At 72.7% G+C, this 26,777-nt stretch carries 25 protein-coding genes and 1 tRNA gene; 13 read left to right on the top strand and 13 right to left on the bottom strand.

Features of this window, described 5'->3' with window-relative positions; all coding sequences use genetic code 11:
• Positions 1-102: 102 nt before the first annotated feature.
• The 6 genes from efeB to ACZ4AA_RS20250 form a co-directional block, all read right to left on the bottom strand.
• The gene (efeB, locus tag ACZ4AA_RS20275) at positions 103-1,437 is read right to left on the bottom strand and encodes an iron uptake transporter deferrochelatase/peroxidase subunit (protein WP_467603671.1); all 1,335 of its coding nucleotides are present in this window, start codon (positions 1,435-1,437) and stop codon (positions 103-105) included.
• Positions 1,438-1,445: 8 nt separating this feature from the next.
• Positions 1,446-3,479 carry a copper resistance CopC/CopD family protein gene (locus ACZ4AA_RS20270; protein ID WP_467603668.1) on the bottom strand — a complete coding sequence of 678 codons (2,034 nt, stop codon included), beginning with the start codon at positions 3,477-3,479 and terminating at the stop codon, positions 1,446-1,448.
• Positions 3,480-3,492: 13 nt separating this feature from the next.
• Positions 3,493-3,978 carry a copper chaperone PCu(A)C gene (locus ACZ4AA_RS20265; protein ID WP_467603664.1) on the bottom strand — a complete coding sequence of 162 codons (486 nt, stop codon included), beginning with the start codon at positions 3,976-3,978 and terminating at the stop codon, positions 3,493-3,495.
• Positions 3,975-4,628, bottom strand: a complete 654-nt coding sequence (locus ACZ4AA_RS20260) for an SCO family protein (protein ID WP_467603660.1) — start codon at positions 4,626-4,628, stop codon at positions 3,975-3,977. The genes ACZ4AA_RS20265 and ACZ4AA_RS20260 overlap by 4 nt, the downstream gene beginning before the upstream one ends.
• A 173-nt stretch (positions 4,629-4,801) precedes the next feature.
• Positions 4,802-5,533: a YcnI family copper-binding membrane protein gene (locus tag ACZ4AA_RS20255; RefSeq protein WP_467603658.1), complete on the bottom strand. Its 732-nt coding sequence runs from the start codon at positions 5,531-5,533 to the stop codon at positions 4,802-4,804.
• Positions 5,534-5,758: 225 nt separating this feature from the next.
• Entirely contained in the window at positions 5,759-6,604 is an 846-nt protein-coding gene (locus ACZ4AA_RS20250; RefSeq protein WP_467603655.1) for a hypothetical protein, read from the bottom strand.
• 250 nt (positions 6,605-6,854) lie between these two features.
• Between ACZ4AA_RS20250 and ACZ4AA_RS20245 the strand changes: the two genes are divergently transcribed.
• Complete coding sequence (locus ACZ4AA_RS20245) at positions 6,855-7,310, top strand: ATP-binding protein (RefSeq protein ID WP_467603651.1); 456 nt, start codon at positions 6,855-6,857, stop codon at positions 7,308-7,310.
• 144 nt (positions 7,311-7,454) lie between these two features.
• The gene (locus tag ACZ4AA_RS20240; protein ID WP_467603647.1) at positions 7,455-8,279 is read left to right on the top strand and encodes a triphosphoribosyl-dephospho-CoA synthase; all 825 of its coding nucleotides are present in this window, start codon (positions 7,455-7,457) and stop codon (positions 8,277-8,279) included.
• Between the two features lie 144 nt (positions 8,280-8,423).
• On the opposite strand, the gene ACZ4AA_RS20235 is transcribed toward ACZ4AA_RS20240, so the two are convergent.
• Both ACZ4AA_RS20235 and ACZ4AA_RS20230 read right to left on the bottom strand, forming a co-directional pair.
• Positions 8,424-9,911, bottom strand: coding sequence for an aminopeptidase P family protein (locus ACZ4AA_RS20235; protein ID WP_467603641.1), 1,488 nt, complete (start codon positions 9,909-9,911; stop codon positions 8,424-8,426).
• Positions 9,912-10,009: 98 nt separating this feature from the next.
• Positions 10,010-11,521, bottom strand: coding sequence for a PP2C family protein-serine/threonine phosphatase (locus ACZ4AA_RS20230; RefSeq protein WP_467603637.1), 1,512 nt, complete (start codon positions 11,519-11,521; stop codon positions 10,010-10,012).
• 482 nt (positions 11,522-12,003) lie between these two features.
• Here ACZ4AA_RS20230 and ACZ4AA_RS20225 point away from each other — a divergent pair, with 482 nt between their 5' ends.
• Together ACZ4AA_RS20225 and ACZ4AA_RS20220 are read left to right on the top strand one after the other, a co-directional pair.
• The gene (locus ACZ4AA_RS20225) at positions 12,004-12,669 is read left to right on the top strand and encodes a bifunctional DNA primase/polymerase (RefSeq protein WP_467603633.1); all 666 of its coding nucleotides are present in this window, start codon (positions 12,004-12,006) and stop codon (positions 12,667-12,669) included.
• 55 nt (positions 12,670-12,724) lie between these two features.
• Entirely contained in the window at positions 12,725-13,312 is a 588-nt protein-coding gene (locus tag ACZ4AA_RS20220; protein WP_467603630.1) for a hypothetical protein, read from the top strand.
• Positions 13,313-13,553: 241 nt separating this feature from the next.
• Here the strand turns inward: ACZ4AA_RS20220 and ACZ4AA_RS20215 are convergent, their stop codons facing one another.
• Positions 13,554-14,519, bottom strand: coding sequence for a DUF5926 family protein (locus tag ACZ4AA_RS20215; RefSeq protein ID WP_467603626.1), 966 nt, complete (start codon positions 14,517-14,519; stop codon positions 13,554-13,556).
• 135 nt (positions 14,520-14,654) lie between these two features.
• The gene (locus ACZ4AA_RS20210; RefSeq protein WP_467603622.1) at positions 14,655-15,155 is read right to left on the bottom strand and encodes an ATP-binding protein; all 501 of its coding nucleotides are present in this window, start codon (positions 15,153-15,155) and stop codon (positions 14,655-14,657) included.
• On the opposite strand from ACZ4AA_RS20210, the gene ACZ4AA_RS20205 reads away from it, so the two are divergent.
• The gene (locus ACZ4AA_RS20205; RefSeq protein ID WP_467603618.1) at positions 15,154-15,279 is read left to right on the top strand and encodes a hypothetical protein; all 126 of its coding nucleotides are present in this window, start codon (positions 15,154-15,156) and stop codon (positions 15,277-15,279) included. The two genes, ACZ4AA_RS20210 and ACZ4AA_RS20205, sit on opposite strands and share 2 nt — an antisense overlap.
• 132 nt (positions 15,280-15,411) lie before the next feature.
• Here the strand turns inward: ACZ4AA_RS20205 and ACZ4AA_RS20200 are convergent, their stop codons facing one another.
• Entirely contained in the window at positions 15,412-16,221 is an 810-nt protein-coding gene (locus ACZ4AA_RS20200) for a glycerophosphodiester phosphodiesterase (protein ID WP_467603614.1), read from the bottom strand.
• A 257-nt stretch (positions 16,222-16,478) separates the two neighbouring features.
• Here ACZ4AA_RS20200 and ACZ4AA_RS20195 point away from each other — a divergent pair, with 257 nt between their 5' ends.
• A complete protein-coding gene (locus ACZ4AA_RS20195) occupies positions 16,479-18,035 on the top strand; it encodes a S1C family serine protease (RefSeq protein WP_467603610.1) in 1,557 nt (518 codons plus the stop codon).
• Between the two features lie 79 nt (positions 18,036-18,114).
• Here ACZ4AA_RS20195 and ACZ4AA_RS20190 read toward each other — a convergent pair whose 3' ends face one another.
• Positions 18,115-18,963 carry a DUF2637 domain-containing protein gene (locus ACZ4AA_RS20190; protein WP_467603607.1) on the bottom strand — a complete coding sequence of 283 codons (849 nt, stop codon included), beginning with the start codon at positions 18,961-18,963 and terminating at the stop codon, positions 18,115-18,117.
• Between the two features lie 408 nt (positions 18,964-19,371).
• Between ACZ4AA_RS20190 and ACZ4AA_RS20185 the strand changes: the two genes are divergently transcribed.
• Positions 19,372-19,456: transfer RNA gene (locus tag ACZ4AA_RS20185), tRNA-Ser, on the top strand.
• 115 nt (positions 19,457-19,571) lie between these two features.
• Here ACZ4AA_RS20185 and ACZ4AA_RS20180 read toward each other — a convergent pair.
• The gene (locus ACZ4AA_RS20180; RefSeq protein ID WP_467603603.1) at positions 19,572-20,453 is read right to left on the bottom strand and encodes a bifunctional DNA primase/polymerase; all 882 of its coding nucleotides are present in this window, start codon (positions 20,451-20,453) and stop codon (positions 19,572-19,574) included.
• Positions 20,454-20,844: 391 nt separating this feature from the next.
• On the opposite strand from ACZ4AA_RS20180, the gene ACZ4AA_RS20175 reads away from it, so the two are divergent.
• The 6 genes from ACZ4AA_RS20175 (at position 20,845) to ACZ4AA_RS20150 (ending at position 26,421) form a co-directional block, all read left to right on the top strand.
• The gene (locus ACZ4AA_RS20175) at positions 20,845-21,156 is read left to right on the top strand and encodes a hypothetical protein (protein WP_467603601.1); all 312 of its coding nucleotides are present in this window, start codon (positions 20,845-20,847) and stop codon (positions 21,154-21,156) included.
• Between the two features lie 431 nt (positions 21,157-21,587).
• Positions 21,588-22,763, top strand: coding sequence for an acyl-CoA dehydrogenase family protein (locus ACZ4AA_RS20170; RefSeq protein ID WP_467603598.1), 1,176 nt, complete (start codon positions 21,588-21,590; stop codon positions 22,761-22,763).
• A complete protein-coding gene (locus ACZ4AA_RS20165) occupies positions 22,760-23,725 on the top strand; it encodes a bifunctional MaoC family dehydratase N-terminal/OB-fold nucleic acid binding domain-containing protein (RefSeq protein ID WP_467603596.1) in 966 nt (321 codons plus the stop codon). Before ACZ4AA_RS20170 ends, ACZ4AA_RS20165 begins: the two co-directional genes overlap by 4 nt.
• Before the next feature lies 1 nt (position 23,726).
• Positions 23,727-24,803, top strand: a complete 1,077-nt coding sequence (locus ACZ4AA_RS20160; protein ID WP_467603591.1) for an acyl-CoA dehydrogenase family protein — start codon at positions 23,727-23,729, stop codon at positions 24,801-24,803.
• Entirely contained in the window at positions 24,800-25,258 is a 459-nt protein-coding gene (locus ACZ4AA_RS20155; protein ID WP_467603585.1) for a MaoC family dehydratase, read from the top strand. The genes ACZ4AA_RS20160 and ACZ4AA_RS20155 overlap by 4 nt, the downstream gene beginning before the upstream one ends.
• Positions 25,255-26,421 (top strand): lipid-transfer protein, encoded by a 1,167-nt coding sequence (locus tag ACZ4AA_RS20150; protein WP_467603580.1) that lies wholly within the window; start codon positions 25,255-25,257, stop codon positions 26,419-26,421. Before ACZ4AA_RS20155 ends, ACZ4AA_RS20150 begins: the two co-directional genes overlap by 4 nt.
• Positions 26,422-26,777 lie beyond the last annotated feature (356 nt).

Raw genomic sequence — 26,777 nt, 5'->3', positions numbered from 1 at the left:
CACCGGTGTCCGTACCCGCGAACCCGGCACGCATCCCGGTGCGGCGGTGCGGCGGTGCGGCGGTGCGGCGGTGCGCACCGTTTCCGTCCGGTGCGCGGTCCGTCACCCCTCCAGCAGTCGCTGCCCCACGTACTCCCCCTCCGCCGCGCCGCCCGGCACCGCGAAGAGGCCGCTCGACTCGTGGCGGATGAACGTCGAGAGCGCGTCGCCGCGGTCGAGCTTGCGCTGGACGGGGACGAACCCGCGCACCGGGTCGGCCTGCCAGCACACGAAGAGCAGACCGGCGTCGGGCGTCCCGTCGGCTGCGATGCCGTCGTGGAAGGAGAACGGGCGGCGCAGCATGGCGGCGCCGCCGTTCTGGTCGGGCCGGGTGATGCGGGCGTGCGCGTTGACGGGCACCACCAGGTTGCCGTCGGCGTCGGTCTTGTCCAGGTCCATCGCGGTGGTCTCGGTGCCGCCGCTGAGGGGCGCCCCGGTCGACTTCCCGCGCCCGATGACGTCCTCCTGGGCCGTGCCCGAGAGCTTCTCCCAGTCGTCGAGAAGCATCCGGATGCGGCGGACGACGGCGTAGGAGCCGTTCGCCATCCATGCGGGGGTGCCGGAGGCGGGGACGAAGATCCGTCCGTCGAAGTCGGGCTCGGACGGCTTCGGATTGCGGGTGCCGTCGATCTGGCCCATCAGATTGCGGGCGGTCATCGGCGCGGCGGTGGCTCCCGGCGAGCGGTTGAAGCCGTTCATCTGCCAGCGCACACGCGCCGCGGAGCCGGCGTCCTTCTGGATCGCGCGCAGGGCGTGGAAGGCGACCAGGGCGTCGTCGGCGCCGATCTGCACCCACAGATCGCCGTCGCTGCGGGCCTTGTCGAGACGGTCGGAGGAGAAGTCGGGCAGCGGGTCCAGGGCGACCGGGCGCTGCTTCGACAGGCCCGTACGAGCGAAGAAGCCGTGTCCGAAGCCGAAGGTGACGGTGAGGGAGGACGGGCCGGCGTCCCGTGCGACATCCGTGTCCCCGTGGGCCGCGGCCTCGCCCGCCATCAGCCGGCGGGCCGTATCCGACCAGCGGCGCAGCAGTGCGGCGGCCTCCCGGCGGCCCGAGCCCGCCGCCAGGTCGAAGGCGACGAGATGGCCGCTCGCCTGGAGGGCGTCGGTGATGCCCGGCTGATGTTTCCCGTGAAACATTGCCATGTCCGCGCCGACGGAGGTCAGCGGGACGGTCTCCGCGGGAGAGGGGGCCGCCGCGTACCCCACGGCCGCCCCCGCGGCTCCGAGCGCGAGCCCGGTGGCCCCCGCCGTTCCCAGCAGGCGGCGCCGTGACATGACCCCCTGCGGGGAATCGCCGGACGAGCTCGCGGCGGGGGACGCCAGGGCGGACGAGGCCTTGCGGGTGGAGGGCGAGGGGGTCCCGGGTCCGGTGGTCCCCGGGGTGGACTGCTCGGGCATGGTCTGGTTCAGCCGATCTGCGCGGTCTTGTTCACGGTGGCCTGGTCGATGTCGGAGGTGCGCACGGTCACCGCGATCTTCCAGTCGCCCGCCATGGGGATCTGCACGCCGCTCGCCGCCCAGTGCCCGGTGGCGATCCGGTCGGGGGCCACGGGCAGCGGGCCGACGTTCTTCGCGGTGAGGGTGAAGGCGACCTTCACCTCCGGCACGTCGAAGGCCTTGCCGTTCGGCCGGAGCACGAAGACGTGCATCTGGTTGCCGCCGACGCGGGCCGGGTCGAGGGTGACCTCCACCGTTCCCTTGCCGTCCTCGCCGCCCGTGTCGAAGGGCATCTTCAGGGACAGCGGTCCGGAGCGCCGCGAGGCGGACGCGGTGGCCTGCCGGGCCTCCTCCGCCGTACGTCCCGGCTCGGTGGCCGTGAGCACGGTCGTGACCGCGAGCAGCACGACGGCGACCCCGGCCTCGGCTAGCACCGAGCGGCGCAGGCCCGAGCGTTGCGGGTCGGCGTCCCGGACCCGCTTGTCGCGGGTGGAGTCCACGGCCGCCTGCTGCCGGGCGAGCTGGGCGGCGCGCCGGGAGTCGGCGGGGACGCCTGCGGGTGTCCGCACCTCGGAGCGCTCCACGACGGCGGCGGGTGTCCGCACCTCGGAGCGCCGCTCCACCACGACGGCGGCCTCGGCGACCGCCGGCTCGGCCAGCTGGGCCGTCCAGCGCCGTGAGATCCACGCGATGCCCACGAGGACGGCCACCAGGGCGACCTTGACGAGCAGCAGTTGTCCGTACGAGGTGCCGGTGATCGCGGACCAGGAGCCGAGCTGCCGCCACGACTGGTAGATCCCGGTCGCGACCAGGACGAGGACGGAGCCGAACGCGAGGCGGGAGAACCGGCGTACGGCCGCCACCTCGATCGGGGCCTCGGCGGGAGCCCGGAACAGGGCGACCAGCAGCGTCGAGAGACCGCCGAGCCAGAAGGCGACGGCCAGCAGGTGCAGCACGTCCACGGGCATCGCGATGCCCGGCTGGAGTCCGGTCGAGGCGTGTTCGGCCATGGCCCAGGTGGCGGCGAGGCCGGCCGCGACGACCGTGCCGCCGACGGCGAGCCCGAAGGTGAGGTCGTTCTTCTCGGCGGCCAGGTCCTCGGGTCCGGCGGCCGGGTCCCCGGTGTTCGTGCCCCGGGCCTCGCCGTCCTCGGCGGTGTCCGGAGTCTGGGCCGGTGCGCCGTCCGCCGGGTCCGCGCCGGCCGCCCGGTCGTCCTCGTCGCGTTTCGCGTACGCGCCGAAGAGCACCGCGATGAACAGCGCGGCCGCGGCGAGCAGCAGCAGCCTCGACACCAGCGCCGCGCCCGATTTGGTCTGGAGCACCTCACCGAGCAGGTTCAGGTCGAAGATGTCGCCGACCTTGCCCGACCCCACGTACGAACCGCGCAGGAGCAGCAGGGAGAGGGTCGCGCCGGTCAGGGCGAGCCAGCCGCCGACCACGAGCCGCTGCACCGGACGGATGCCCGAGCCCCGCTGCCAGCAGGCCAGCACGAAGGCGGCGCCGCCGACGAGCACCATGAATCCCGCGTACGAGAAGTAGCGCGCGGTTCCGTAGAGGAAGCCCACCACGCCGCCGCCCACGGCCTGGCCGGTCAGCGCGACGGAGGTCTGAGAGGGGGCGCCGACGGAGAAGGTGAAGGCTCCGGAGACGGGGTGGCTGTCCGCCGACACCACCTGGTAGGTGACGGTGTACGTGCCGTCGGGCAGCCCGGGGCGCAGCTTGAGGCCGTAGGTGTCGCCGCCGAGGTCGGCGGCGCCCCCGGCGTCGACCCGGTCGCCCTTGGGGTCGAGCACCTGGAGCGACTCGCCGTTGAGCGAGACCTGCTCGGAGAAGGTGAGCGAGACCTGGGCGGGTGCCGTGTCGACCACCGATCCCTGCGTCGGGTTGCTCCCGGTCAGGGCGGCGTGCGCGGAGGCGGGCGCGGCGCCCGCCAGGAGCGCGCCGCAGACGGCGAGGAACAGCAGCAGGAGGGTCCTGAGGCGGGGGGCGATGGTCGGTTTCACGGTGATGCCTCCCTCAGTGCCCGGTCTTCGGGCTGTACGTCGCGGGCTTCACCGGCATGGAGATCCTGACGGTGCCGGACTTGGCGAAATGCAGTTCCACGGACACCTTCTCGCCCGGTCCGGGCTTGTGGGTGAGCTTTGCGAACATGAGGTGGTCGCCGCCGCTGGCGAAGTCCAGGGTGCCCTCGGCGGGCACGGTGAACGACGTCCGCTCCTCCATCGCGCCGTCCACGGTGGCGTGCATCGTCACCTCGTCCGAGAGGTCGCTGGTGACGGAGGTGAGGGTGTCGGCGCCCCCCGAGTTGGTGACGGTGAAGAAGCCCGCCGCCATCGTGCCCATGCTCGGGGCGGGCATGTAGGCGCCGGTGACCTTGAGTTCGGGCGCGGCCGGGGACGAGGAGGAACCGTCCGCGCCGCAGCCCGTGAGGGTGCCGGCGGCGGCCACGACGAGGGAGCAGGCGGCGAGGACTCCGGCGCGGCGGCCCGTACGGCGGATCACGGGGTCCTCCCCTCGACGATCTTGGGCAGGTCCTTGGTGTAGTCGTCGACGGTGGCGCTCTCGCCGTACAGCACATAGCCCGCGTCGGTCTTCGGCGAGAAGGCGATGACCTGGGTGCCGTGCACGGAGACGGTCTTGCCGTTCTTGTCCTTGGTCGTCGGCTCGATGGTGATGCCCAGGCTGCGGGCACCGGCCTGGATCGCGGCGAAGTCGCCGGTCAGACCGATGAAGTCGGGGTCGATGCCCTTGAGCCAGGTGCCGAGCGCGGCCGGGGTGTCGCGGGCCGGGTCGGTGGTCACGAACACGACGCGCAGCTTGTCCTGTTCGGCCTTCGGCAGCTGCTTCTTGGCGACGGCGAGGTTGTTCATCGTCAAGGGGCAGACGTCGGGGCAGTGCGTGTAGCCGAAGTAGACGAGCGTCGGCCTGCCCTTGGTCCGCGCGCGCAGGTCGTACTTCTTGCCGGTCGTGTCGGTGAGGACGAGGTCCGGCTTCTCGAACGGGTTGTCGAGGACCGTGGCGGCCTTGGCGGAGCCGGCCTCGGCGGACACGACGGCGGCCGGCTCGGCGCCGTCGTCACCGCTGCCACAGGCGGAGAGGGTCAGTGCGGTGGCGGCGAACAGGGCGGCCGCCACGTACGTCTTCTTGCGCATAGAAAAATGTCCCAGATGTGAGCGCTCCGGCGGACACCGGGGGTCGGGCGGGGCCGAAGGGCCAGGTCGGACCAGCCGGAGCCGGTCCGGCCGGTCCGGAGAGCCGCGTCCGCGACCCTCCGGTGTCCACCGGGAGCGTGTGTGTCTCGGTACCTCAGGCGGATGCCGGGACCTCAGGCGTTGGTACGCCGCCGGCCGGCCAGAACGCCGTACGCCACGCCCGCCAGGCCGACGGCGATGCCCACGCCGCCGAGCACCCGCGCGGTGGTGTCGCTGTTGTCGCCCGCGGCGGCCTCGCTGGTGTGCTCGGCGGTCTCCTCCGTGTGGGAGGCGTCCTCCGCGGCGGCGGAGCCGTGGTGGCCGCCCTCGGTCGCGGCCGAGAGCGCGAGGGTGGGAGCCGGGTGCTCGGGCTCCTCCGCACCCTCCTTCTGCGGTTCGATCCAGCGCACGATCTCCTTGTCGGAGTACGTCTGGACGGCCTTGAAGACGAGCGAGTCGGTGTCCTCGGGCAGCGCGCCGATGGAGAGCGGGAACTTCTGGAAGAAGCCGGGCTCGATGCCCTTGCCGTCGGCGGTCCAGGTGACCTTGGTGACGGCCTCGCCGATCTTCTCCCCGTGCGCGGTGACCGGCTTGTCGAGCTTGGACTTGGTGACCTTCACGGTCCAGCCGTCGAGCGGCTGCGGCATGACGGAGGCCAGCGGGTGGTCGGCCGGCAGGTTCACCTCGACCTGGGTGGTCGAGGCGTTGTCGCGCTCGTTGGGCACCTTGAAGTCGACGACCGTGTAGCCGCCCTTGGCGGCCACGCCCTCGGGCTGCACGCTGACGTGCGCGAACGCGGGGGCGGACAGGGCGAGAACGGCCGTGGCGGCGAGGGTGCCGGCGGCGGCGAGACGAGAAACCTTCATGGAAGGAAACACTCCACATTCAGTCCGGTGACGAAGGGGACGCGCGGGTGCCCCGGTGCCCCGCGGAACGGGGGCGGAAGGGTGCCGGGCGAGACCCGGCGGGCACGCGCGCGTGCGGCACGACCGCGTCCCCCTCGGGAGGCTCCGTGAAGCCCGTCGGATCCGCGGAGTCGAGGACTCGGGGACCGGGGCGTCCGGTGGATCTCCGTGAAGCGGCGCGTCGTGTCAGGCGACGAGGGCGAACGCGGTGGAGGCGGGTGGTCCGCGCCGGACGACGGTGTGCTGAAGGGCCGTCGTCCGTGGGGCGAGGGGCGCGAGCAGCGCGGTGCGAGGCGTGCGCGCGATCTCGGGCGCCCCGGGAAGTCCCGTACGCAGGGCGCGTACGAGGGTCAGCGCGGCGCGCAGGGACCGTACGAGCGCCGCTTCGGTGACTCCGTGCGCCGACAGCCGCATGAGGCGCAGGAGGGCCAGGTCGCCGTGACGCAGTACCCATCCGGCGGCGAGGGCCGCGAGCACGTGGGCGAGCAGCATCGGCAGGGAGGGCAGCACCGGCATCGGCGTGCCCGCGGCCGTCGGTACGGCGTCCGCGGCGTGGCGCATGGACGACATGCCCGCCATCCCCGGCATGCCCGTGTCGATCCGCGCGTCGGCGAGGATCTTCATGGCCTGCTCGGGGCTGATCGCCGCCGCGGCCGTACCGCACACCAGCCGGGCGGCGCGGGCCACCAGCGTGGCGTCGGACATCGGCATCCCCGGCGCCATCGCGCCCATGGACCCGGTGGCCGTCGTGGAGGCCTGGAGTCCCAGACCGAACAGCGTGTGCAGCACCGTCTGGCCGAGCGCGAGCAGGGCCACGATGCCCGGCAGCGCCCGTTCGCGGCCCGCCAGCGCGGCGGCGACGGCGAAGACCGCGAGGAATCCGGCGCCCAGCGTCCACAGGGGGACCACGGCGCAGGAGGCGATCCCGTGACCGGCCGCGGCCAGCACGACGCAGACCGCGGCGAACACCGCGGCCCTCAGGGTCCGGAGACCTGCTCCGGAGCGCGCCGAACGCTGGTGGGGGGCAGTCATGGCGGGGTCATCATCGCACTGGGCCCCGCCGCGCCGTGCGGCAGGTCGGACGGACGGCGGTGACCGGCCCGTCCTCCGTACGGGGTACGCCCGAAGGGCCGACGTTCGGGCCTTGATCGCTCCCGCATACACCGCTCCCTCGGGTGAGCGCGTCGGCCGTATGGGCGGCATCACGTCGCGTATGCGATTGCGCACGGGTCGTTGCGGCAATACGTAACGGTATGTCGAGCCGCGGCCGGGAGGCTGGAGCATGAGCATCTGGTGGTCACTCCATCTGCGGCGCGAGGCTGCGAGTGTTCCGCTCGCCAGACGCCTGTTGCTCGGCACGATGGAGAGCGCCGGTGTCGACCCGGACATCTCGTACGACCTCTCCGTCGCTCTCACCGAGGCCTGCGCGAACGCCGTCGAGCACGGCGGGGACGACGTACGCGACCCTTCCTGCGGGGCGTACCGCGTGACGGCCTATCTCGAAGGCGACCAGTGCCGGATCGAGGTCGCCGATTCCGGCCCCGGTTTCCCGGCCGGGAACGGCCGCGCCCTGCTGCGCCAAGCAGGCGAGGACGCGGAGCACGGCCGGGGACTGTGCCTGATCCGCGAGCTCGCCGACCACGTCCACATCGGTAACAAGCCGGGGCGCGGCGGCGCGGTGGTGAGCTTCGACAAGATCCTCAAGTGGCGGACGGTCCCCTCGCTGCTGCCGGTCTGACGAGCGGGAGGCCGGGACCTTTCACAGGCCGGTGACAGCGCTCGCCCAGGTTCCTCAGGGCCGGCAGGTCTACGTTCCCTCGCACACGCCCGGCCGCGGCTCCGCCGCCCGCACCGCCGGTGTCCGCAGGGGAGGGGTACGTCGATGAGCGGCCGCCAGGACGACGAGGCGCTGGCCAGGGCGGCGGTGGAGGCGCTGATCCGGCAGCTGGAGCTGACCCCCAAACCCGGACTGCCCGACCCCCGTGACCTCCGCGCCCGGGTCACCCGGCGGGATCTGCGAGCCCTGCGCTGGTCCGCGAAGGCACTGGCACCCGGCCTAGCCGCCATGGCCGCCGCCGCCCGCCGCACCGGCGGGGCCACGCCCGCACTCCGCGCGGAACTGGGGTCGATCGGCCGCTGCGCCGAGCACACCGTGGCCCTGACGGGCGGCGGACACCGCGGCGCGCTGTGGTCGCTCGGGCTGCTGGTCGCCGCCGCGGCCCTGGACCCCGGGGCCGCCGGACCCGAGGTCACCGCGACGGCCAAGCGGATCGCGGCGCACGCCGACCGGCGGGCGCCGCGGCGGCCCTCCCGCGGCTCGTCCGTCTCAGTGCGGTACGGCGCGGCCGGTGCGCGCGGTGAGGCACGTGCCGGATTCCCGCATGTGCGCAGGGCGCTGGAGGCGCTCACCGCCGCCCGCTCGGCCGGCGCGCCCGAACCGTGCGCCCGCCTCGACGCCCTGCTCACCATCATGTCCACGCTCCAGGACACCGAGCTGCTGTACACGGCGGGACCCCATGGCCTGCGCCATGTCCAGACCGGCGCCCGGGAGGTCCTCGAAGCGGGGGGCACGGCCACGGAGGCGGGGCGGGCGGGCCTGGCCGCCCTCGACGACGACCTGCACGCGCGCGGGTGGAGCCCCCGGGGCAGCGGAGCCCTGCTCGCGGGCGCGCTGTTCGTGGACGCCCTGCCGGTCGCACCCCTCTGACACCCCGTCCAGGTCCGCTCCGGTGACACCCCGTTCAGGTCCGCTCCGGCACCGGCCGGCTCCCACTCCCCGGACACACCGGTGGCCGGGCACCCCGAAGGGAACCCGGCCACCGGACGCGGATCAGCCCTCGCGGGCCCGGAGTCAGCCCTTGAGGGACGCCATCCAGGCCTCGACCTCGTCGGAGCGGCGCGGCAGGCCGGCCGACAGGTTCCGGTTGCCGTCCTCGGTGACCAGGAGGTCGTCCTCGATCCGGACGCCGATGCCGCGGTACTCCTCCGGCACGGTCAGGTCGTCCGCCTGGAAGTACAGGCCCGGCTCGACGGTCAGGCACATGCCCGGCTCCAGCGTGCCCTCGACGTACGACTCGGTGCGCGCGGCGGCGCAGTCGTGGACGTCCATGCCGAGCATGTGGCCGGTGCCGTGCAGGGTCCAGCGGCGCTGGAGACCGAGCTCCAGGACCCGCTCGACGGGGCCCTCGACGAGCCCCCACTCGACGAGCCGCTCGGCCAGCACGTGCTGTGCGGCGTCGTGGAAGTCGCGGTACTTGGCGCCCGGCCGGACGGCCGCGATACCGGCCTCCTGGGCGTCGTACACGGCGTCGTAGATCTTCTTCTGGATCTCCGTGTACGTGCCGTCGACCGGCAGCGTGCGGGTGACGTCCGCGGTGTAGAGGGTGTGGGTCTCGACGCCCGCGTCCAGCAGCAGCAGATCGCCGGAGCGGACCGGGCCGTCGTTGCGCACCCAGTGCAGCGTGCAGGCGTGCGGTCCCGAGGCGCAGATGGAGCCGTAGCCGATGTCGTTGCCCTCGACCCGCGCGCGCAGGAAGAAGGTGCCCTCGATGAAGCGCTCGCTGGTGGCCTCGGCCTTGTCCAGGACCTTCACGACGTCCTCGAAGCCGCGCACGGTGGAGTCGACGGCCTTCTGCAACTCGCCGGCCTCGAACTCGTCCTTGACGAGCCGTGCCTCGGACAGGAAGACACGCAGCTCGTCGTCGTGCTCGCGGGTGACCTTGTCGGTCAGCGCGGCCTCGATCGCGGCGTCGTAGCCCCGCACGACGCGCACGGGGCCGGTGGCCTCCTTCAGCGCGGCCGGCAGTTCGCGGACGTCGGACGCGGGGATGCCGTACAGCTGCTCGGCCTCGGTCAGGGAGTGACGGCGGCCGACCCACAGCTCGCCCTGTCCGGACAGCCAGAACTCGCCGTTCTCGCGGTTGGAGCGCGGCAGCAGGTAGATCGTCGCCTTGTGGCCCTCGGTGGCCGGCTCCAGCACGAGGACGCCGTCCTCGGTGAGGTTGCCGGTGAGGTAGGCGTACTCGACCGAGGCGCGGAAGGGGTACTCCGTGTCGTTCGAGCGGGTCTTCAGGTTGCCGGCCGGGATCACCAGGCGCTCGCCCGGGAAGCGGGCGGACAGCGCGGCGCGGCGGGCCGCGGTGTACTCGGCCTGGGCGATGGGCGTGAGGCCCCGCAGCTCGGTGTCGGCCCAGCCGGACTTCATGCTGTCGGCGAGCTCGTCGGACACGCCCGGGTACAGGCCGTTCTTGCGCTGCTTGATGGGCTCTTCCTCGCCCGCTTCGTCAGCGGCTTCGTCGAGCACGGCTTCCGGGGTCTCCGGGGTGAGCGCCTCCGACACGGTCTGCCTCCTTCATACGACTTTGGACCACCCCATCGTACGGTCGTACTGAAGGGGGTCCAGGGCCGGAGGACCCGTTACACCAGATAAGAGCCCGCTCACTCGAAGCGGGCCGCCAGGAGGACGACGTCCTCGTCGCTGTCCGCCTCGTCGAGGCCGTCCGGCAGCACCCCGCGCAGCACGTGGTCGGCGATCGCGCCCGGATCCTCGCGCAGCGCCCTCGGGACGCTCGCGGCCGCCGCGTGCAGCCGGGCGAAGGCACGGTCCATCGGGTCGCCGGTGCGGTGCAGCAGGCCGTCGGTGTAGAGGAGCACCGTCTCGCCCGGCTCGGCCGTCAGTTCGACGCTCGGCGCCTCCCAGCAGGCGAGCATGCCCAGCGGCGCGGACAGGGAGGTCTCCACGAACTCGGTGCGCCGCGGGCCGATCACCAGGGGCGGGCTGTGTCCGGCGCCGGCCAGCGTGAGCTTGCGCAGGGAGGGCTCGCAGTAGGCGAAGAGGGCGGTGGCGGAGCGCGCGGGTTCGGTGAGCCGCAGCAGCAGTTCGAGGTCGGAGAGGACGGCGACCGGGTCCTCGCCCTCCATGACGGCGTAGGCGCGCAGGGAGGCCCGCAGCCGGCCCATGGCGGCGACCGCGCTGGGGCCCGAGCCGGTGACGGAGCCGACCGCGAGGCCGAGCGCCGCGTCGGGCAGCGGCAGGGCGTCGTACCAGTCGCCGCCGCCGCGCGGGCCGGTGCGGTGCCGGGCGGCGAGCTGGACGCCCGGTACCCGGGGCAGCCGCGGGGGAAGCAGTTCCTCGGACATCGTCGTGACGCACGCCCGCGCGCGTTCGAGCTCCAGCAGCCGCGCCAGGTGCTCCGCGGCGTAGCGGGCGTAGTGGCCGACGAGGTGGCGCTGGCGTTCCACCGGCTCGGCGGGTTCGTCGTAGAGCCACACGGCGGCGCCGAGACGTCCCGCCGTCTCGGTGGACAGCGGCAGCGCGTAGCTGGCGGCGTAGCCGAGGCGGGCGGCGACCTCGCGGTGGCGCGGGTCGAGGCCGTCCTCCGAGAGGAGGTCCGGCTGGCTGATCTCGCCCTCGCCGCCCGGCAGTCCGTCAAGGATCTTCCCGTACGACATGGAGCTGCGCGGCACCGTCTCGATGTGTCCGAGGTCGGCACGGGCGAGGCCGAGGCCGATCGTGGTGTCGGGGCCGAGTCCGTCGCCAGGTTCCATGACGACCAGACCGCGCCGGGCGCCCACGAGGGCGGCTCCGGCGCGCAGCAGTTCCTGGAGCGCGTCGCTCAGCGTCGCGGTGCCCGCGAGGCGCTCGGTGAGTTCGTGGAGCGTGGTCAGGTCCGAGACCCAGCCCGCGAGGCGGTCCTGGAGCGCGGCCCCTGGGCCTGTCGGCGGGACGGCAGAAGAGCCGCCCGTGGGAGCGGGCGCGGGCGCGACAGTGTGTGCGGGCGACGGAACCGTTGAATCGATTCCGGCCACTTTCGGAAGGTGAGGGGCGTTCATGACGTCCGGCCTTCCGACCGGTGCGTATTGCTCCATAGCATCGCAAACCCCCATGTCGTTCTGCGCCGCTAGCGGTGTCTCCACATGTACACGTACTCGTGAGGGGATGTCCAGCATTGTCCTGCCGGGATTCCTGGTGTCCGTGCGACCGGTGGTAACCCTTGCGGGAAATCAAAATTGGCCTAAAACTGACTCGGGCAACGGCTTATTGAGGTCGACTGGCCTCGTTCGACGGAGCGTCACAGCGGTCGTGATGGGTACGTACTCGGTGAAGGCCAGGGGTGGTTGAGATCCGCCCGGAACCTGGCGACGGACCCGGGCGTCTTAACCACCGACGACCGTGCCCCATCCTCCCGTGGCGGAGGCGGCTAGCAATACGCGGGACGTAAAACGCCAGGCGCCGCCACCCCACGCCATGCCCATGCTTTGGATGTACGCGGTATGGGCGCGGACACAGCCACATGCTCGGCCCAGAGGGGTTCCCCTTGTCTCCAGCAGGGGTGTGATGCGCCAGCAGGTACGCACAGTGAAGTGATCGACACATGGTGTGATGTGATCCTCGGTGTTGCCAGGCGTGCAACGGAAAGGAACGAGCGCTCATGCGCGAGATCCTCGGAAGGCGACGCAGGCTCCTGTCCAGGCGGAACGACGGGAAGCCTGAGATGCTCAGCGCGGCCCTGACCTTCGCGGCCGCATGGCGGTGGCCCGTCCTGCCGGGTGTGGCGGCCGACCCGCAGGGGCGCGCCCGCTGCGGCTGCCCCGACCCGGAGTGCACGGTGCCGGGCGCCCATCCCTTCGATCCCGGCCTCCTCGCGGCCACCACGGACGAGCGCATGGTGCGCTGGTGGTGGACCAACCGGCCCTCCGCCCCCGTGGTGCTGGCCACCGGTGGCGGCGCCCCGTGCGCGGTGAGCCTGCCCGCTCTCGCGGCGGCCCGCGCGCTCGACGCCCTCGACCGCACCGGGATGCGTCTCGGCCCGGTCGTCGCGTCCCCCTCCCGCTGGGCGATCCTCGTCGCCCCGTACTCCATGGAGCAGCTCGGCGAACTGCTCTACGCCAAGGACTTCGTCCCCGGTTCCCTGCGCTTCCACGGCGAGGGCGGCTACATCGCGCTGCCGCCGTCCGAGACGGGCCAGGGCCAGATCCGCTGGGAGCGCGCTCCGCTGCCCGGTTCGGCCGCCCCCTGGGTGCCCGGCGTGGAGGCCGTGGTGGATGCCGTCGTCGAGGCACTCACTCGTACGGGTGTGAGCGCGCCCGAGTTGTAGGGGCGTCCAGCGCGCGGCGGGCCGGGCGCCCGCCCGCGCTCGTTATCGTCCGCCTATGCAGCGTCATTCCGGGGGGTACCGGGCCGCAACGGCGCCGGGCGGCGGTCCGGACCCCCGCACAGTCCGCCTGGTGGCGCTCGCGGGAGCCGTGGTGGCCGTCCTCGCCCTGCCGCTGGCGGTGGCCTCGGCCGGCCCGGTGGGCGACGGCGGTTCCGCGGCAGGACGCGGGAAGGAGCCGGCGGACGACCGCCCGCGGGTGCCCGCGCCCCGGCGCTCCGTCCCGGCGCTCGGCCTCGGTCTCGTGACCGCCGCCCGGTGCGGCCCCGAGCTCTCCTCGCCCGACGGCGTCGAGGCGCAGACCTGTGTCCTGACGCGGGGCGGGGAGACCTGGGCGCGCACCTACTACCGCAACGCGACCGGCGACTCGCTGAGCTCTGCCCTGACGCTGATGGGACCTGACGGCCGCACGGTGCAGATGGACTGCGCGGTGGACGCGGAGGACGACCCGGGAGAGTGCGAGACGCCCCGGCAGCGCACGACGGGGGATTCGGGGGCGTACTCGGCGATCGCGGAATTCGCGCGGAGCGCCGGCGCCGACGGGCCGCTTCTGTTGCGTTCGGGAAGCAACTCGGGCCGTGGGTAAGGCGATTGATATTGTTCGGGATTCCGAACATGGAAAGACCCGGTTGCTGGCGACGGGGGATGCACCAGCAACCGGGCTACTCGAACGGTAACAAGAGATCGGCGGTTCGCAAATTCGATCTCGGCTATTCGGACACGGATTTACCTGTCACAACGGGGAGTTGTGACAGGAGTCACCCGTTCTCGAGGTCCCGACCAGCTGACTGGTCGGTCAGTTCACCGTTCTGTGGATCCGCTGTGGGTCAGCTGAGGGTCACCTGGCGGTTGGTGAGTCCGCCGCGCGCACGGCGCTCGTCCGCCGTCAGCGGCGCGTCCATGGCCAGAGCGGCGGTGAGGCGCTCGGCGAACTCGGCCGCCGGCTTCTCGACGTCCTCCGCCGTGACACCGCTCGGCAGGTCCCAGACCGGCACCGTGAGCCCGTGCGCACGGAAGGAACCGACCAGCCGCGTGCCCTCCCCGAGGCGCGAACGGCCCTCGGCGTGCAGCCGCGCGAGAGCGTCCAGAAGCTGCTCCTCCGCGTACGGCATGACCCAGCGCAGGTGGTTCTTCTCGGGCGTCTCGCACCAGTAGGCGGCGTCGACCCCGGAGAGCTTCACCGTCGGGATGGCGGCGGCGTTGGCCCGCTCCAGCGAGGCGGTCACCTCGGCCGTGGCGTTCTCCGCGTCCGGGACCCAGAACTCGAAGCCGCTGTGGACTTCTGGCTCGAAGGCGCCTTCGGGGTCGAGCAGGTCCTGGAGCCGCGGGCCGTCGGCCGGGGCGCGCCGTCCCTCGACCGGGGTGCCGGGCGGCGCGACCAGCGCGCGCTGGAGGGTGTCGGCGAGGTCGCGGCTGATGTCGCCGGACGACGTGTCGTTCTGGAGGCCGAGCAGCACCGAGCCGTCCTCGCGGCGCAGCGCGGGCCAGGCCATCGGCAGGACCGTGGCCAGGGTGACCGAGGGAACGCCCTCGGGCAGGCTCTCCTTGAGCTTCAGTCCGACCGTCGCGGCGGGCACCAGTTCGCGCAGCGCGACCCAGTCGCCCTCGCCCCGCAGGCCCTCGAAGGGGCGGTGCACCAGCTCGGTCACGGCGTGCGCGGCGGCCCGGCCGTGGCAGGCCTTGTAGCGCCGGCCGCTGCCGCAGGGGCAGGGCTCGCGGGCGCCGACGACCGGGATCTCGCCGTCCTTGAGCTGCGGCTGCTTGGCCTTCGTCTGGGGTCGCTTCTTGGCCATCGTGGCTGTCTCCCGATCACGGCTCGTCTCGTACTGGCGCGAGCCTAGCCGTTCGTACGGAGAGCGACGGGATCCTGTGGACAACGCACCGCGTCGTCCGGAGCCCGCCGCCCGCTCCGCGCGCCCCGGTCCGGCTCAGTCGAGGTCGTCGAAGGCGTCCGCGAAGTCCAGAGCGGACAGGCCGGACACCCTCGGTGACGCGACGCGCGTAGCGAAGTCGTCGTGCCGGTGCGCCGTTTCCACGTCGCCCTGGACGACCACCCACACGGTGACCTCGCCGTGGATGTCGTCCCGGACACCCCAGTCCTTGGCCAGCGCCCTGATGATGTTCAGCCCCCGGCCGCCCCGGGCGGTGACCGACGGGGTGGCCGGCACGGGGCGGGTCGGGCCGCCGCCGTCCGTCACCTCGACCGTCAGCCGGCCCGCGGGGTCGACACGCCAGGCCGCGCGCACGCTTCCGTCGCCGGCCAGAGCGCCGCCCAGCGGTCTGCCGTGCCGGCACGCGTTGCTGAGCAGTTCGGAAAGGATCAGCACGGCGTCGTCGATGACCGCGTCCGTGACACCCCCCGAACGCAGCTGATCACGCATCCGGTGTCTTGCTTCCCCCACGCCCGCAGGGCCATGGGGTACGGCCATGCTCGACGACGTGGGCACCTCCTGTGCCACCACCAACGCCACCCCCGAGACCTCCTTCACCCCACGCCACGGTGTGGATGCCCCTTGGGACTGGACCGGAAACCGGCCAATCGACGTCTGCTGACGCACTCGTAACGATCGAATGCGGAGCGAACGCGCCGGTGCACTCCCGGTGACCGAGTGGCCGGTTCTCGCCGGTTTCCGGGGGGTGGTCACGGTGTTCTCGGCGGGGTCGCCGGCTCCGGGCCGGGCCAGGTCAGCGGCCCAGTTGGCGCAGTACCGCGCGGGGGCGGTTGGTGATGATGGCGTCGATGCCCAGCTCAACGCAGAGATCGACGTCCTCGGGCTCGTTCACGGTCCAGACGTGCACCTGGTGACCGGCGCGTTTCAGCCGCTCGACGTAGGCCGGGTGGTTCCTCACGATCCGCATCGAGGGGCCCGCGATCCGGACACCCGCGGGCAGCCTTCCGTCCCGCAGCCGGGGTGAGACGAACTGGAGCAGATAGACCGTCGGCAGGGTCGGGGACGCCGCCCGGACACGGTGCAGCGAGCGTGCCGAGAAGCTCATGACGCGCACCGGGGACTCGGCCGGGTCGGCGGGGGTGTCGAGGCCGAAACGCTTCAGCAGGTGGAGCAGCCGCTCCTCGACCTGGCCCGCCCAGCGGGTCGGGTGCTTGGTCTCGATGGCCAGTTCCACCCGGCGGCCGGCGTCGGCGACGAGTTCGAGCAGTTTCTCCAGCGTGAGCACGGAGGTGTCCGCGAGGCCGCCGGGAGTGTGTTCCCAGTCGGGCGACTCGTCGCGGTTCTTCCACGAGCCGAAGTCCAGCGCGGCGAGCTCGGCGAGTTCCAGGGCGGAGACGGCTCCGCGGCCGTTGGACGTCCGGTTCACCCGGCGGTCGTGGACGCAGACGAGATGGCCGTCGGCCGTCAGCCGTACATCGCACTCGAGGGCGTCCGCGCCGTCCTCGATCGCCTTCTTGTACGCGGCCAGTGTGTGCTCGGGGGCCTCTTCGGAGGCTCCGCGGTGGGCGACCACCTGAATCGGGTGCTGTCGTGCGAGGGTCACCGCGTCATGGTGCCACCGACGCCGGGCGAGTGTGAGGTGAGATAGATCCCAGAACATTCCGTTTGGTAATAAAAGTCCGTTATAAAGGATGGCCTCGGACGCACAGCCACCGCTTATGGTGCCCTGACGCCCTGTGGGAAAAGCTGACGGCGTACAAAAGCACATGCACAGCTGAATCGCGCCGGGCCATCGACAAGCGTGAGTGGGCGTGACCGAGTGCGACCGAGAACAACAGCCGTGGATCGAGGAGAAGAGCTGTGAGCACCGAGAACGAGGGCAACGCAGTACCCCCGGCCCCGTCCGCACCTCCCGTGCCGGTGGAAACTCCCGCTGCTTCCGCGCAGGGCGCCTCGCACGCGGGGGGCGCGCCGACCGCTCCGATCCCCGCGGTGCCCGGCACCCCCGGCGCACCGGAGCACGCGTCGGCGCCCGCGGACATGCCGGCGTACGCGCCGAACGGAGCCGGGCAGGACGCCGACCCCTACGGACAGGCTCAGGCCCAGGGCGCCGACCCTTACGGACAGGCTCAGGCTCAGGGCGCCGACCCCTATGGGCAGGCCCAGGGCTCCGCGCCCGAAGCGGGCTGGCCGCCCCCGCCGCCCGCCACCCCCTCGTACGCCGACGGCGGTGGCGGCTCGGGGCACGGCGGCTGGGGCTCCGACTACCAGCAGCCCGCGCCGAAGCCCAAGAACGGCCGGGGCGGTCTGATCGCCGCGGTCCTGGTGGCCGCGCTGGTCGCCGGCGGTGTCGGCGGAGGCATCGGCTACTCGCTGGCCAAGAACGACGACAACGGCTCCACCGACTCGACGACGGTCTCCGCGCCGAGCACCAGCGGCCAGGTCAAGCGCGCCTCGGGCACGGTCGCGAACGTGGCCGCCAACGCGCTGCCCAGCACCGTCACCATCGAGGCCCAGAGCACCAACGGCGAGGGCGGCACGGGCACCGGCTTCGTCTTCGACAAGCAGGGCCACATCCTCACCAACAACCACGTGGTGGCGGACGCGGTCGACGGCGGCAAGCTCACCGCCACCTTCCCGAGCGGCAAGAAGTACGACGCCGAGGTGGTCGGCCACGCGCAGGGCTACGACGTCGCGGTCATCAAGCTGAAGAACGCGCCCTCGGACCTGAAGCCGCTCGTCCTCGGCGACTCCGACGACGTGGCCGTCGGCGACCCGACGATCGCCATCGGCGCCCCGTTCGGTCTCTCCAACACGGTGACCACGGGCATCATCAGTGCGAAGAACCGTCCGGTCGCCTCCAGCGACGGCAGCGCCAGCAGCAAGTCCTCGTACATGAGCGCCCTCCAGACGGACGCCTCGATCAACCCGGGCAACTCCGGCGGTCCGCTGCTCGACTCCTCGGGCGCGGTGATCGGCATCAACTCGGCGATCCAGTCGTCGAGCAGCGGCGGTCTCGGCGGCTCGGGCCAGTCCGGCTCGATCGGCCTCGGCTTCGCCATCCCGATCAACCAGGCCAAGTACGTGGCCCAGCAGCTGATCCAGACGGGCAAGCCGGTGTACGCGAAGATCGGCGCGTCCGTCTCCCTGGAGGAGGGCACGGGCGGCGCGAAGATCACCGAGCAGGGCGCGAGCGGCTCCTCGTCGGTCGAGGCCGGCGGTCCCGCGGCCAAGGCGGGCCTCAAGCCCGGCGACGTCATCACCAAGCTCGACGGCATGACGGTCGACAGCGGCCCGACCCTCATCGGCGCGATCTGGACCCACAAGCCCGGTGACACCGTCAAGCTCACCTACACGCGCGACGGCAAGACCCACACGGTCGACGTCACCCTCGGCTCCCGTGAAGGCGACAGCTGATCCTCCGCCCGTGACGCGCAAGGGGTGTCTCTCACACGGGAGGCACCCCTTGCGCGCGGGTGGGCCGTCCGGCCCGGGATCAGGCGCGTGCCTTCTTCGCGGACGACGGTCCCTTCTTGCCGCCGGTGCGCTCCGGGGGCGAGGGCGGGGGCGGTGAGGGACGCTGCTGCCGGTGGCGGGACACGGTCTGGCGCGGCGGCCGGGTCAGCGTGATCTGACGGATTAACTGCTGGAAGCAGGTCAGCGACGCGAGGGCGGGGACGACGGCCGTGGCGACGCCGGTGATCGTCTGGTGGGCGTCGGCCACACAGAACATCATGGCCACGGACGAGAACAGCAGGACGACGTACCAGGAGTGCACGGCCCGGCGCTGGTGCAGGGCGGCCCTCAGGATGGAGAGCGAGGCCACCATCCAGGGGCCGTAGACCAGCAGCGGCCACCAAGGTCCCGTACCGCTCTGCGCGTTGGACGCGATGCGCTGGAGGGGCGAGTAGGCCACCATGCCGCTGAAGACGCTCACCATCGACACGGTGGCGGCGGCGACCGCGGCGATCACGAAGCTGACGGTCTGGATCCAGTTACGGGGATTGCGCACCCGTACCTTGCGGTGACCGGCCGATGAGCGCCGGATGGGCGGCAGTTCGGCGGTCAGCTGGACCAGGTTGTCCATCGGGTCGCCGGTGGACTCGTCGCCGTACACCGGCTCGAACTCGTCCGCGTACACCTGCTCGTCGCGCGGCGGGGGCACGGTGACCTCCTGGTCCGCCGCGGCGTCCTGGAGCAGGTAGGTGAGTTCCTCGACCGGGTCCCAGCCCTGTTCGTGCAGCGCGCCCACCGGATCGCCGTACGGGCCGTTCTCCGTCCCCGTGGGATATCCGGGATGGTGTCCGTACCGGGCGAAGGAGAGATTCGGGTAGTCGTCATTCACGGAATTCCGTCCCGGTCCCCTGAGTGCCGCGGCGGCCGGAATGTCCTGCGTCCTCGCATCGCCGGCCGATGTCCTCCCGCACCGTGTCGGGCGTGCGGGCCCCTGGTCCGCCCGGCACCGCATGGGCCGGGACCGGACCCTCTGCCGTCGCTCCCGGGAGGGAGACGGCCGGAGCGAGAGATCTTGCTTTCGCCATGTCCCGCTAACGCCGCTCCCCTGCCTCCAGATGTGCGGCAATCGAGTGAGCGCGCGGCGGCGGAAGTATTCACCAAAGCGGCTTTTCTCCTGCGGGGGCCGGTGCCGTCGGCGGACCGGGTCGGCACCGGCCGATCCGGTGCCGACCACGCCTCCGCGGCACCCTCGGAGCCGGGTACTCTGTACCCGCTCCACCCGCCTGGGCGGGAGCGGGGTGGGTTGCCCGAGCGGCCTAAGGGAACGGTCTTGAAAACCGTCGTGGCGCGAGTCACCGTGGGTTCAAATCCCACACCCACCGCAGCTGAACGGCCCCCGACCGGGGAAACGGTCGGGGGCCGTCGCCGTGTCCGTGCTCGCCTTCACGCCCACCGGCATGACCGGGCCGCGCTGCTCGGCGCGCTCCGAAAGGGCCCTCACTCCCGCGGGGGCGAGGGGGCCGTCATGCGGGCCGCCGAGGCGATGGTCGAGCGGGCCTCCCGTTCGGACAGGCCCGTGCGGACGGCGGCCTGGACGAGCGGGGTGGTCAGCCGGGGGCCGATTCCGTTCTCGTAGGCGCGGCAGGCGGCCCAGAACAGACGGGTGTTGCGCTGGCCCTCGTGGGCGGCGAGCACGAACTGGACGAGCCCCTGGCCCTGCCGTTCGCCGTCGGAGACCGTGGGGTGGTGGGCGCGCGCCGGTGGCGGTGGCAGGAGCAGCCGCAGGAGTTCGGGCGGGCAGGGCGCGGGTGCCAGCCGGGAGGTACCGGGTGCCGTCCCGTAGATGCCGTGTTCGGTGCGTGAGCCGGGGCCGACGAGGTAGCCGCCGGCGCCGCGGATGTCGATGCCGGGGGCGAGTCGGCTCGCCGAGTTGGGGACGACGACGTCCGGCGGTCCGCTCAGCCACAGATGGCGGCCGCCGCTGGGGGTCAGGACGACGACCGTGTCCGGGATCGTGAACAGATGGCGCAGGGCCAGCTCGCGCAGGGCGGCCGAGGAGTCGGTGTCGGACTTGGTGTCGAGGTCGACACCGATGAGGTGGTGCGGGCGCAGCCCGCAGGCGATGCCGTAGCCGGTGGCCCAGGGGGCGGCGGCGAAGAGTTCACGGATGCGCCGGGGCTCGGTCGAGGCGTCGTACACGCCGTGTCCGAGCCGGCCGCACGCGCCGTGGCACGGGCGGGGCTCGGGTTCGTCTCGGTGGGGGGAACGCAGGGCCGGAAGCTTCGTACGGGACAGCGGGATCACCGCGAGCCCGCGCTCGGCCGCGGACAGAGCATGCGCCAGGGCCAGTGTGGTGGCCCGCCGGTCGATGGTGGCCATGACTCCATAATCGTACGAGTGTTCGAGAAAGGGAAGGGTCCGGGACGACCCTCCGGGTTCGGCGGGGGGCCGGGCGGGTGAGAGGCGGGACCGGCCCGGAACGCGTCGGAACCCTTCGGCCGTTGCGGGGCACGGGCCGAGCCGGTTCCGGGGCTCTGAGCAGGGCTTCGTGTGCGCGAAGGGGTGCGTGAAGGTGGTTTATCGACATGTCCTCACGCTTGAGGGGGAATCGCGGCTTCCGGTGTGGTTCGCCGGGATGCGCTGGGCAACTCTGGACTCGCGACGTCGTGGACAACGCTGAGGCGGCCGGCCAACCGCCCTGGGACAAGCCGTATTTCGCGTACAGCCCGGCTCACCGCCGGTGCGTACAACCGGTTCTGGAGGAACTCGCATGGCAAGCACCCGTACCGCTCGCGTTCTCGCCGCCGCCGCGGCCCTGCCCCTGGCCGTCACCTTCCTGGCCGGGGTCGCGGCGGCCGACGACGGCTCGATCGCGGACACCGGATCGAACGCGGGAGTGGCGACCGTGGGCGGCAGCGGGGTCGGACGCGACAACAGCGGCAATTCCGGGACCACCCAGCAACAGGCGGTCGGCGGCGGTGCCTCGAACCAGAGCAATACCGCCCAGGTGAACGGCTCCGCGTCCACCGCCCTCAACCAGGGCAACTCGAACGTCCTCGTCGACTTCGCCAAGCTCTGGTGAGCCGGGGGCCGGCGGATTCCCGCCGGCCGGGGGCTCGCGGGTGGGCTGAGCGTTCCGTGGGGCGGGCGCTCAAGGGGTGGGTGCTCGGTGGGGCGGGCGCTCAGGGGGCGGGTGCTCGGTGGGGCGGGCGCTCAAGGGGGAGGGAGTGCTCGGTGGGGCGAGTGCTCAGGGGGTGGGTGCTCGGTGAAGTGAGAGCTCGGTGGGGCGAGTTCTCGGTGAGGTGGGCGCCCGGTGGGGGGTGGGTGGGGGTCGCGGTGTCCGCGCGACGGTGCTTCGGCGCCGTCGCGCGGACGCGTTCCGGGGAGTCCCGGCCGTCTGTCCGGCGCGGGGTGCGCGGGCTTCCGGGGCGGTGCCCATGACCTTGACAGCACAAGGCATCTGACGGACAGTCAGAAAACCTTGTTCGTACGAGGTCCGGGAGGGCCGCCGCCGTGCACCTCGCCCCCACCGAGCGCCAGCAGCGGCTGCGCGCCGAACTCCGCACGTACTTCAGGGATCTCATGCCGGACGGCCCGCCGCCCGCCGACGACCCCGGCCGGCAGCGGGCGCTGCTGCGCCGCATCGGTGCCGACGGTCTGCTCGGGATCGGCTGGCCGGCCGCCTACGGAGGGCAGGGGCGCGGAGCGGACGAGCAGTTCGTCTTCTTCGACGAGGCCTACCGGGCCGGCGCTCCCGTCTCGATGGTCACCCTGAACACCGTCGGACCGACCCTCATGAAGTACGGCAGCCAGGAGCAGAGGGAGTTCTTCCTGCCGCGGATCCTGGCGGGCGAACTCGTCTTCGCCATCGGGTACTCGGAGCCGTCCGCCGGTACGGACCTGGCCGCCCTGCGTACCCGCGCGGTCCGGGAGACCGGAGCCGGCGGCGGGCTCTGGCGGATCGACGGGCAGAAGATCTTCACGTCCAACGCCCAGAACGCCGACTGGATCTGGCTCGCCTGCCGGACCGACCCGGACGCGCCCAGGCACCGGGGCATCTCGATCCTGCTCGTCCCCACCGACGCCCCCGGCTTCTCCTGGACACCGATCGAGACCGTGGGCGGCCAGACCACCACGGCGACCTACTACGACGGGATCCGCGTCCCGGCCGGGAACCTGGTCGGCGAGGAGAACGGCGGCTGGGGACTCGTCACCAGCCAGCTGAACCACGAGCGCGTGGCCCTCGCCGCGATCGGCATGCAGGCCGAGGACTTCTGCGCGGCCGCGCTGGAGGCGGCGCGCACCCCCGACCCGGTGACCGGGCGGCGCCGGGCCGACGAGCCGTGGGTGCGGTCCCAGCTCGCCGAGGCGCATGCGCGTACGGCCGCCTCCCGCCTGCTCAACTGGCGTCTGGTGGGAGCCGTGGAAGCCGGCGGGCCGGCGCCCGGGGACGCGAGCGGCGTCAAGGTCATGGGGACCGAGTCCGCGGTCGCGGTGTACCGGATGTGCCAGCACGTCGTGGGACCGGAAGCCCTGGTCCGCTCCGGCTCCGCCGGGGCGTTCGAGGGCGGCGCACTGGAGCGGATGAACAGGGCGGCCCAGATCAACACGTTCGGGGGCGGGGTGAGCGAGGTGCAGCGGGAGATCGTCGCGACCATGCGGCTCGGCATGCGGAGGGGGCGGCGGTGAGCGAGGGGGGCGGGCTGCCGGAGCGGCTGAAGGCGTACGAGGGGCGTGCCGCCACGGCCGGGGGTGTCGGCAGGGACCTGGTGAACGCGCCGATGATCCGGCACTGGTGCGAGGCCATGGGCGACACCAACCCGGCCTACCGGGGGCCGGACGCCGTGGCCCCGCCCACCATGCTCCAGGCGTGGACGATGAGCGGCCTGTCCGGGCACACCGACCGCCCCGGCCGCTCCGAGATCTACGACGAGCTGTTCGCCCTGCTCGACGGCGCCGGATACACCTCGGTGGTCGCCACCGACTGCGAACAGGAGTATCTGCGTCCGCTGCGCCCCGGGGACGAGATCACCTTCGACTCGATGATCGAGTCCGTGTCCGGGCTCAAGACGACCAAGCTGGGCACCGGGTACTTCGTCACCACGCGGATGGACATCAGGGCGGGCGGCGAGCTCGCCGGGACCCACCGGTTCCGCATCCTCAAGTACGCCCCGGCGCACCGGAGTCCGAGGAGTGACGGCGGGGAGCCGAAGCCCGCGGAGGCCGGCGGCAGGCGTCCGCGTCCGGTGATCAACCGCGACAACGCCGGGTTCTGGGAGGGCGTCGCGCGGCACCGGCTGCTGATCCAGCGCTGCACGGACTGCGGGGCGCTGAGGTTCCCGTGGCTGCCGGGGTGCGGCGCGTGCGGCGGCCCGGACTGGGACACGGTCGCATCGGGCGGCGAGGGGACCGTGTACTCGTACGTCGTCATGCACCATCCGCCGTTCCCGGCCTTCGACCCTCCCTATGCCGTCGCCCTGGTCGAGCTCGCCGAGGGGGTGCGGATCGTGAGCAACGTGGTCGGCGTGCCGCACGACGAGGTGCGGATCGGGATGCCGGTGCGGCTCGCGTTCCAGCGGTGCGACGAGGAGCTGGAACTGCCGGTCTTCCGTGCGGTGGAGCCCCTGTCCGGCCCGGGCGGGGGGAGCTGACATGGACTTCACGCCCACCGGGGAACAGACGGCCGCCGCGGGGCTGGCCGCGCGGATCTTCGGCGACCTCTCCACCCCCGAACGGCTCACCGCGGCCGGGACGGGCAGCGACGCCGGACTGTGGAAGGAACTGTGCGCGGCGGGGCTCGTGGGGGCGGTCGCCGACACCGGGCTCCTCGGGCTCGTCCTGGTGGTCGAGGAGCAGGGGCGCACCACGGCGCAGGTGCCGTTCGCCGCGAGCTGTGTCTACGGCCTGCTCGCGGTGGCGGCGCACGGTTCGCCCGAGCAGCGCGAGCGGCTGCTGCCGGGGATCGCCGACGGGACGGTGGTGGTGACCGGGGCGATCGCGGGCCCGGACGCGACATCGGTCTCCTCCTCCGCGAACTCCTCTCCGGCCGCTTCCGGATCTCCCCCGGTCTCCGGGGAGTTGACCGGTGTCCTCCCCGCCGTGCCGTGGCTGCGCGACGCCACCCATGTGCTCGTCGCCGACGGCCGGCGCCGGCTCTGGCTGGTGCGCACGGCGGAGGCGGCGGCGATCGAGCCGGTCGAGCTGACGGCGCCCTGGTCGGCGGGGCGGCTGGTGCTGGAGGCGACGCCGGGCGAGGCGCTGGGCGGCGCCGGGGCGTACGACGACGTCCTGGCGACGGCCCGTACCGCCTTCGCCGGACTCCAGGCCGGTGTGTGCGCGGGCTCGCTGGCGCGGGCGGTGGAGCACACGAACACGCGCGAGCAGTTCGGGCAGCCGCTCGCCGTCCGGCAGGGCGTCCAACTGCGCGCCGCCGACGCGTACATGGACACCGAGGCGATCCGGGTGACGGCGTACGAGGCGGCATGGCGGCGTGACGAGGGCCTGCCCTGGGCGACGCACGCCCTCACGGCCGCCTGGTGGGCGTCCGAGGCGGGCTGCCGGGTGGTGCACACGGGCCAGCATCTGCACGGCGGGGCGGGCGCGGACCTGGGACATCCCGTGCACCGGCACTTCCTGTGGGGCAGGCAGCTGGACGCGCATCTCGGCTGTGGAGCCGAACTGCTCCAGGAACTGGGGGAGTTGATCGTGGACGGAGAGGCGGGCACATGAGGGTGGGCGACGTACTGCCGCCGTTGGAGATCGAGATCACCCGCACGCTGATCGTGGCCGGGGCGATCGCGTCACGGGACTACCAGGACGTGCACCACGACGCGGACCTGGCGCGGGCGAAGGGCTCGCCGGACATCTTCATGAACATCCTGACGACCAACGGCCTGGTCGGACGGTACGTGACCGACCACCTCGGGCCGGCCGCGGTGCTGCGCCGGGTCGCGATACGGCTCGGTGCCCCCAACCACCCAGGAGACACCATGGTGTTGACCGGTTCCGTCGAGGAGGTCGACGGCGACACGGCGACGGTGCGGATCCTCGGCGCCAACGGCCTCGGCCGGCACGTCATGGGCACCGTGACCGTGTCGGTCCCGGCCTCCGCCGCACGGCCTGCGGGAGCGCCGCCGGCGCACGCGCGGTCCGCCGGCACACCGTCCGCGGGCGGCGGCGCATGAGCGTGCGCGGGCGGGACGCCCTCGGCGGGCGGGCGGCCGTCGCCGGGATCGGGGCCACCGAGTTCTCCAAGGACTCGGGGCGCAGCGAGCTGCGTCTCGCGGTGGAGGCGGTGCGGGCCGCGCTGGACGACGCGGGGCTGACACCGGGCGATGTGGACGGTCTGGTGACGTTCACGATGGACACGAGCCCGGAGATCACCGTCGCGCAGGCGGCCGGGATGGGGGAGCTGTCGTTCTTCTCGCGCGTCCACTACGGCGGCGGGGCGGCGTGCGCGACCGTGCAGCAGGCGGCGCTCGCCGTCGCCGCCGGAGTGGCCGAGGTCGTGGTCTGCTACCGGGCGTTCAACGAGCGGTCGGGGCGCAGGTTCGGCTCGGGCGTCCAGCGGCGGGAGCCGTCGGCGGAGGGCGCGGCGCTGGGCTGGGCCCTGCCGTTCGGGCTGCTCACCCCGGCCTCCTGGGTGGCGATGGCGGCCCGGCGGTATCTGCACGCCTATGGACTGACGCCCGAGGCGTTCGGCCATGTCGCGGTGGTGGACCGGAAGTACGCGGCGACGAACCCGGCCGCGTACTTCCACGGCAGACCGATCACGCTCGCCGAGCACGCGGCCTCACGGTGGATCGTGGAGCCCCTGCGGCTGCTGGACTGCTGCCAGGAGACCGACGGCGGCCAGGCCTTGGTGGTCACCACCGTGGAACGGGCCCGCGACCTTCGGCACCCCCCGGCGGTGGTCACGGCCGCCGCCCAGGGAGCGGGCCGCGCCCAGGAGCAGATGACCAGCTTCTACCGCGACGACCTGACCGGGCTTCCGGAGATGGGCGTGGTGGCCAGGCAGCTGTGGCGGACGGCAGGGATCGGCCCGGGGGACATCGACGTGGGGATCCTCTACGACCACTTCACGCCGTTCGTGCTGATGCAGCTGGAGGAGTTCGGCTTCTGCAAGCCGGGCGAGGCCGCGGACTTCGTCGCCGAGGAGAGGCTGCCGCTGAACACGCACGGGGGACAGCTCGGGGAGGCGTACCTGCACGGGATGAACGGGATAGCGGAGGGCGTACGGCAGCTGCGGGGCACCTCCGTGAACCAGGTGCCGGGTGCCTCCCGCGTCCTGGTGACGGCGGGAACCGGGGTCCCGACCTCGGGCCTGATCCTCGGGACCGACGCCTGACGCCGGGAATCACCCGCACTTCCCGGCCCACCCGGCCCTGAAGGACTGCCCTGCCCAGCCGGACGAACCCACCCCTTCTCCTTCGCCCCTCCGCCCCTACCCGTCCCGTACCCGGGGCTCCGCCCCAGACCCCGCTCCTCAAACGCCGGAGGGGCTGAAACCTTCCTCGGCCCGCAGCCGGAATCGGACGCGAGGGGCCCGGCACGGCCCCGGCCCACCCACCGGACGGAAACCGCGTCCAGCGACCGTGTCTCAGGGGCGAACCCTCAGAGGGCACGGTCCGCGTGTCCACCTTCAGGAGGTGAGCGCGACCCCGGTTCTACAACCTGAGGCGGACATGGCTTCGGGACCTGCGG

The sequence above is a fragment of the Streptomyces sp. NPDC024698 genome, from assembly GCF_055559015.1.
The sequence above is the reverse complement of the archived record's forward strand: the minus strand, read 5'-3'. Positions and strand labels throughout refer to the sequence as shown.